Annotated in this window: 7 protein-coding genes and 1 pseudogene; 1 reads left to right on the plus strand and 7 read right to left on the minus strand. The window is 40.7% G+C overall.

The window, feature by feature from the left end:
* Positions 1-241: 241 nt before the first annotated feature.
* Positions 242-964 carry a hypothetical protein gene (locus Q0238_RS08010; protein WP_297944847.1) on the minus strand — a complete coding sequence of 241 codons (723 nt, stop codon included), beginning with the start codon at positions 962-964 and terminating at the stop codon, positions 242-244.
* 36 nt (positions 965-1000) lie between these two features.
* Positions 1001-1696, minus strand: coding sequence for a hypothetical protein (locus Q0238_RS08015; protein WP_297944849.1), 696 nt, complete (start codon positions 1694-1696; stop codon positions 1001-1003).
* Between the two features lie 351 nt (positions 1697-2047).
* Between Q0238_RS08015 and Q0238_RS08020 the strand changes: the two genes are divergently transcribed.
* A complete protein-coding gene (locus Q0238_RS08020; protein WP_297944852.1) occupies positions 2048-3208 on the plus strand; it encodes a PepSY-associated TM helix domain-containing protein in 1161 nt (386 codons plus the stop codon).
* Positions 3209-3311: 103 nt separating this feature from the next.
* Here the strand turns inward: Q0238_RS08020 and Q0238_RS08025 are convergent.
* The 5 genes and pseudogenes from Q0238_RS08025 to Q0238_RS08045 form a co-directional block, all read right to left on the minus strand.
* A pseudogene (locus Q0238_RS08025) lies at positions 3312-3428 on the minus strand (hypothetical protein); the annotation flags it as partial.
* Positions 3386-3529 (minus strand): hypothetical protein, encoded by a 144-nt coding sequence (locus tag Q0238_RS08030; protein ID WP_297944854.1) that lies wholly within the window; start codon positions 3527-3529, stop codon positions 3386-3388. The pseudogene Q0238_RS08025 and the gene Q0238_RS08030, both read right to left, overlap by 43 nt.
* Positions 3526-3801, minus strand: coding sequence for a hypothetical protein (locus Q0238_RS08035; RefSeq protein WP_297944858.1), 276 nt, complete (start codon positions 3799-3801; stop codon positions 3526-3528). The genes Q0238_RS08030 and Q0238_RS08035 overlap by 4 nt, the downstream gene beginning before the upstream one ends.
* A 46-nt stretch (positions 3802-3847) precedes the next feature.
* Positions 3848-4804, minus strand: coding sequence for a zeta toxin family protein (locus Q0238_RS08040; RefSeq protein WP_297944860.1), 957 nt, complete (start codon positions 4802-4804; stop codon positions 3848-3850).
* Positions 4764-4964: a hypothetical protein gene (locus Q0238_RS08045; protein ID WP_297944863.1), complete on the minus strand. Its 201-nt coding sequence runs from the start codon at positions 4962-4964 to the stop codon at positions 4764-4766. The genes Q0238_RS08040 and Q0238_RS08045 overlap by 41 nt, the downstream gene beginning before the upstream one ends.
* Positions 4965-5140: the final 176 nt, after the last annotated feature.

Consider the following 5140-nt stretch of genomic DNA (forward strand, 5'->3'; position numbering starts at 1 on the left):
TGAATTCCAAACTTTTATTCATCTGCGTCCTTTTTGAAAATTTAAAGTCGTAATTCTACGAAATTTTAGGTAAAAAATAGGCTAAATTTTGACGATTTTGACGGAGCGGTTTGGAATTTTGGTTTTTAAGATCGCGAGTTAAATTTTAAGCGCCCGGCTCGTTTTAAGCTTTCGGCTCGTCTTTTTGGGCTTGCTGGTGCTTGCGCGCGCGATCATTGTGCCGCGTGGATAAATTTAAAATTTAATCGCCCGCGCCCTCTTTGTCGTTTTTTAGAATTTCTATGTTTGCGCGCTCATTCGCGCCTTTTAAGCTTATAGTTTTTTTGAGCGCGGATTTAAGGGGAGCTTTTGCCTCTTTTGATTTCATCATCTTATAGCGCCTCTTTCTTATCTCTGCTTCAATAAATTTTATATCTTGCTGTGCGTATGGGAATGAGAGCGCAAAATTTTTGCCGCTTTGCCCGTCTTCTACTATCAAAATCGGCATCTCACCCCTCATCCCTTTCTCCGTAAGGGCATTTTCTATATCGATCTTTGTGCTAAATTTAAACGATAAAAATTTCCACTCTTTCCTTACGGTGCGGCTGTCTATGATGACGCCCTTTTCAGATAATGGCAGTATGGCAATTAGCATCATTGCAAGACCCATCACGATCACAAGTGCAGTCTCGCCACCGCCTCTTTGCATATACCCGCCTACGCATAGAGGGTCGTTTGTATCAAAGCATGCAACTTTACCTCTGCCTTTTGTTGTTTTTATCCAAGGCTCATCAAATGCTACCAGTGAACCCCAGGATAAAAATAGCACGATAAGCATAGTTTTTGCTATGGGGCTAGGAGGTATGAGCCAGGCACCCTTTTGCACGGTTTTATAAGAGGCGTTGCTTTTAAAAACCATGCTTTTTAAAATGGCAAGCCCAAACAGTAAAAGATTTATGCCGAATATCAAATATAAAAATATCATGCCGCCGCCTTAAATTTAGATATTTTTAGCGTTAAATTAAGCCCAGGTATTTTGCTCGGCCGCTTCGGCTTTTGAAATTTCAGCGAGCTTTTCTAATATAAAATTTTGCAAAAAATCTATATCCTTTTGTGCATACAAATATCCCGCTCCGAATTTAACACCGCTAATTTTGCCTCGTATGCTGATTATTTTTACGCCTCTTATAAACCATGTGGCGTAGTTCATCTCGTCAAAGTATATCTTTTCCGTATGCCTAAACGGCAGAATCTCCCATTCTTTGCAGATGCCGCTTTTATCTATTCTGATTCCTTTTTGAATTAGCACGATAAAAGAAAAAATTATGATGCAGACCGATCCGATTTTGCTAAGTATTAGTCTTAGCTCGCTTATTTGCAGATACCCATCCACGCATCTGGGATCGCCTTCTTCGAAGCATCTTAAATTTATGCCTGCCGCTTTGTACTCTTGCGAGCAAATTTTATCGTGGGTGTAAAAGCAGGGTATCGGCTCGCCGTTATGTTTTGCTACGTGCGAGCTGGATAGAGTGACTACGCCGAAGCTTAGGAATATTATAAACATCTGCATTTTTAAAAGCGGATCGGTGGAGATAAACAGAGTTCCGTGATCTACGGTTTTGAATGATCTGTTTTTATCAAGCAATGAAACAAGAAGGCAAAAGCCTATCGTAACATAAAGGATTATCGAAGCAAACTCGGTTATACTTTGCGACATAATAATGACCTTGTTTTTTGGATTACGCAAGCTCGCGTAATTTGCGATTTTAGCGCAAAATTTCTAAATTTACGAGATTTTGATTGCACTTTTTATAAATCGCGATTAGAATTTTATCTCGCTAGCGTGATCTTGCCGCGCGAAAGGCGGATTAAATTTTTGGCTTTGAGATCCTAAAGCGCGCGGTTTATGACGCTGCACGAGGTACCTAGGCGCTCTTGCGATGCCATAACGTGCCTTAAAATTTCGCATCCTAAATCTTAATGATAATTATCTAAATATTTAAAATCGCACAATATAATTGCGAACCTCAATCAAATAAAGATTAAATTTATCTCGCAAGGATCTGCAATGAGCTCGCTTTTGAAGCGCAATAAAATTTTGTTTAACGTCCATCTGATTTTGTCAATCGTTTTTTCTATCCCGCTGCTTATTATAGGCGTTACGGGCGCGATTTTATCGTATCAGCACGAGTTTGAGGCGCTAATAAACGCGGGCTCTAAAAAGATCGAAAAAACAGGCGAAATGCAAAGCGTGGAGAAAATCCTGCAAAGCTTTAGCGAGCAAACGGGTGTTAAGCAGCCCGTAAGGCTCATCGTGCCCAAAAGCGATGACGAAGCCTTCGTCATTTACGCAAACAGAAATGATGCGTATCTGATCGATCCGTACACCGCGCAGATCATCGGCAGGGATCGCGGCACAGGCTTTGTACTAACGGTGATGTCGCTGCATCGAAATTTGGGCCTGGCGCTAAGCGGCAATAAAACTGCAGCCGAGGTCGGTAAACAAATCGTGGGCGCGAGCGCCACAGCGATGATACTGCTCGTAATAAGCGGCGTCTGGCTGCATTTCCCAAGGCTTAGGCGCAAATTCATCGAGGCGATAAGGCCAAATTTTAAACTCAAAAAATACGCTCTTTTTTACAATCTACACACGAGCCTAGGCTCGCTAAGTGCAGTGATTTACCTGCTTATCTGCTTAACCGGGCTTAACTGGTCGTACGGCTGGTATAATGATGCGGTGATGAAGCTTTTTGTAAGTTCACAAAATTTACCGCAAGCTAGCGCGCCTAAAGCCGCCGCTTCTAAAGATCACGCTGCCGCGCCCGCAAAAGAGGAGGGCAAAAAGCCCGCTACGTATAAATTTAGCGACGCGCAGAGGGCTTATGAGATATTCAGATCAAGCGGCATAGAGTATAAAGAATTTACCCTAATGCTCGCAGCTGGAGATAAGATCGGCGTCAGATATTATGAGCCCGACGCGCCCGCTACCGCCCGTCCAAAAGGCGCGAGCGTGAAGCTAAAGGAGGGAAAGGTCGCACAGCAGAAGCAGACGGAGGGTATCACCGTGGGCGAGTTTAAAGACGCGAACTATCAGCTACATACGGGCTATTTTTTCGGGCTAGCGGGTAAAATTTTATGGTCGATTGTCTCGCTTTGCATGGTGCTTTTTATCTTTAGCGGCTTTTATATGACAGCAAAAAGGGCGTTTAAGTCAGAAAAGCTCGGCTAAATTTTACTTTGGCGATAGAGGTGTGACGAGCGGCGCAAGAGAGCCAAATATCTACGAATCATTGAGATGAAATTTGCCGAAGCGGATCAAGAAAAGCTCTGATTTAACGATTAGAAAAATTTTGTATGCTCGATGGCGTGGAGCAGCAATCATCAAGATTTATCGCAATACAATCATTTATTGTGGTGCTTTTCCCAGCGCCAGGTTGACCACCAATAAGATAAAGTTTTGGCGTGGAAGTTTGATGATGACAATATCTTGTTCAGAAACACGCTTTACGTCTTCTTGACTAAATTTTGATAATTTTTCAAGGTCTGTCATTTATACAAATCCTTTCCGTATTTATTTTCCAAAGCGTCCATAAGTTCCGTGATTTTATTATCCCAGTATTCTTCTGTTTTATCTTTTTCATCAAAAATTCTTTCTTTAATTTTACTCAATTCTATCCATAAGTTTTCACTCCAGCCATCTACACCTATTTTTGCTAATTTTGCAAATGAATTGGAGGCTGCACTTTTAGCTTCAGCTACAACTGCCTCTAGCTCATCTCCACTCATTGCGTAATCCCATTGGATAGTGTCAATATTTTTCATTTTTTAATCCTTTCGTACTATTTAAGGTATTTTACTATATATTAACCTAACGCTCTATTCCACCCGATCTGTCTCTGTCTTTTTTGCTTGAGCTAAGAACTTTACGCGCGTTTTGCTCTAGCTCACTTTTAAATTTTGCGATTTCAGTCGGGTCAATTCGATTGGGCATGATTTTATTTAGCTTCGTTTCGTTCGCCTGAGCAAAACAAGCTTTGTCGATTCTGCCTTTTTGAAAATCTTGGTCTAATTTGACTTTTAAGCGTTTGAAAATTTCTTCTTTTGAGCCGATACTGATTAGTTTGTAGATCTCTTTTTCGTCGGTTAAAATTTTATTCTTATCGCTATTTCTATTAATGGCGATAATATTAATTTTATCCCCGAAATGCTCTTTTAGCTTTTTTAAACCGCTCGGCAAGTTGCCTTGGATGCTAGACATAACTTCAATGCTCCCGCCGCGCCCATATTCGTTAAAGCGCTTAAAAGTATTGTCTAAAGCCTTTTCGGGCTCTATATGCACTGCAGCAATTGTAACGTCTAATCTCTTTTGCAAGCATTGCTCTATTTTTGGGATAGTCGGCGCCGGGTTTGCCAACTGCCCTTCAAAAATAAGTTTAATTTTATCATCGTTCATACAATTTTTAACCGAGGTTGTTTTCCCGGCTCCAGGAATTCCGGTGATGAAAATTGCTTTGGTTTTATTAGGCTCATCGCGTTTCAGAACCTCTTCAAACCGCGTCGCCGCCAAAACAGCGGAGGAATTATGTATCGCGTCATTTACTAGAGCCCTATTTTCTTTTGCTTCAAAGCAAGGAAAAAGTTCTTTGAATGTATCGGAACAGATATAGCGACCACCTGTGGTATCAGAGTGTTCATTATATTCTTTCAAAAAATCCTCCAAAGAATTCTCAGCAAGAGCAATCGCTTCGTCTTGAATTCTTCCCAATTCGGCATTAGAGCCGAAATCAATCTTTTTTATTGCGCTTACTAACTTTGATTGAGCCATTTTTTATACCTGCTTGTCGTATTCTTTCAATACTCTCTTTTGGAGCACCGCGATAAAGTTGCTTTTCGATTTTCTTGCGGTATTCGTCGTCGTTTTCCATTCGCGTCAAATGATCGCTCACGCCCTGCCACATTTTCATATCTTCTTCTGTTAAAGCCATTTCAAGTCCTTTCTAAGAAATTTGTAGTATTTTAATACATTCTAATTATAGCATTTATCTTTCTAATAATTATGCAACAAATGTATCTTGGGCCGCAGAAATACGCTTTTGAGTTATATGGGATATTACTACGATGAAAAAGAGAAAACAATAAAACAAATATCGAATAATGGGCG

This window comes from uncultured Campylobacter sp. (assembly GCF_938045775.1).
Taxonomy (GTDB): domain Bacteria; phylum Campylobacterota; class Campylobacteria; order Campylobacterales; family Campylobacteraceae; genus Campylobacter_B.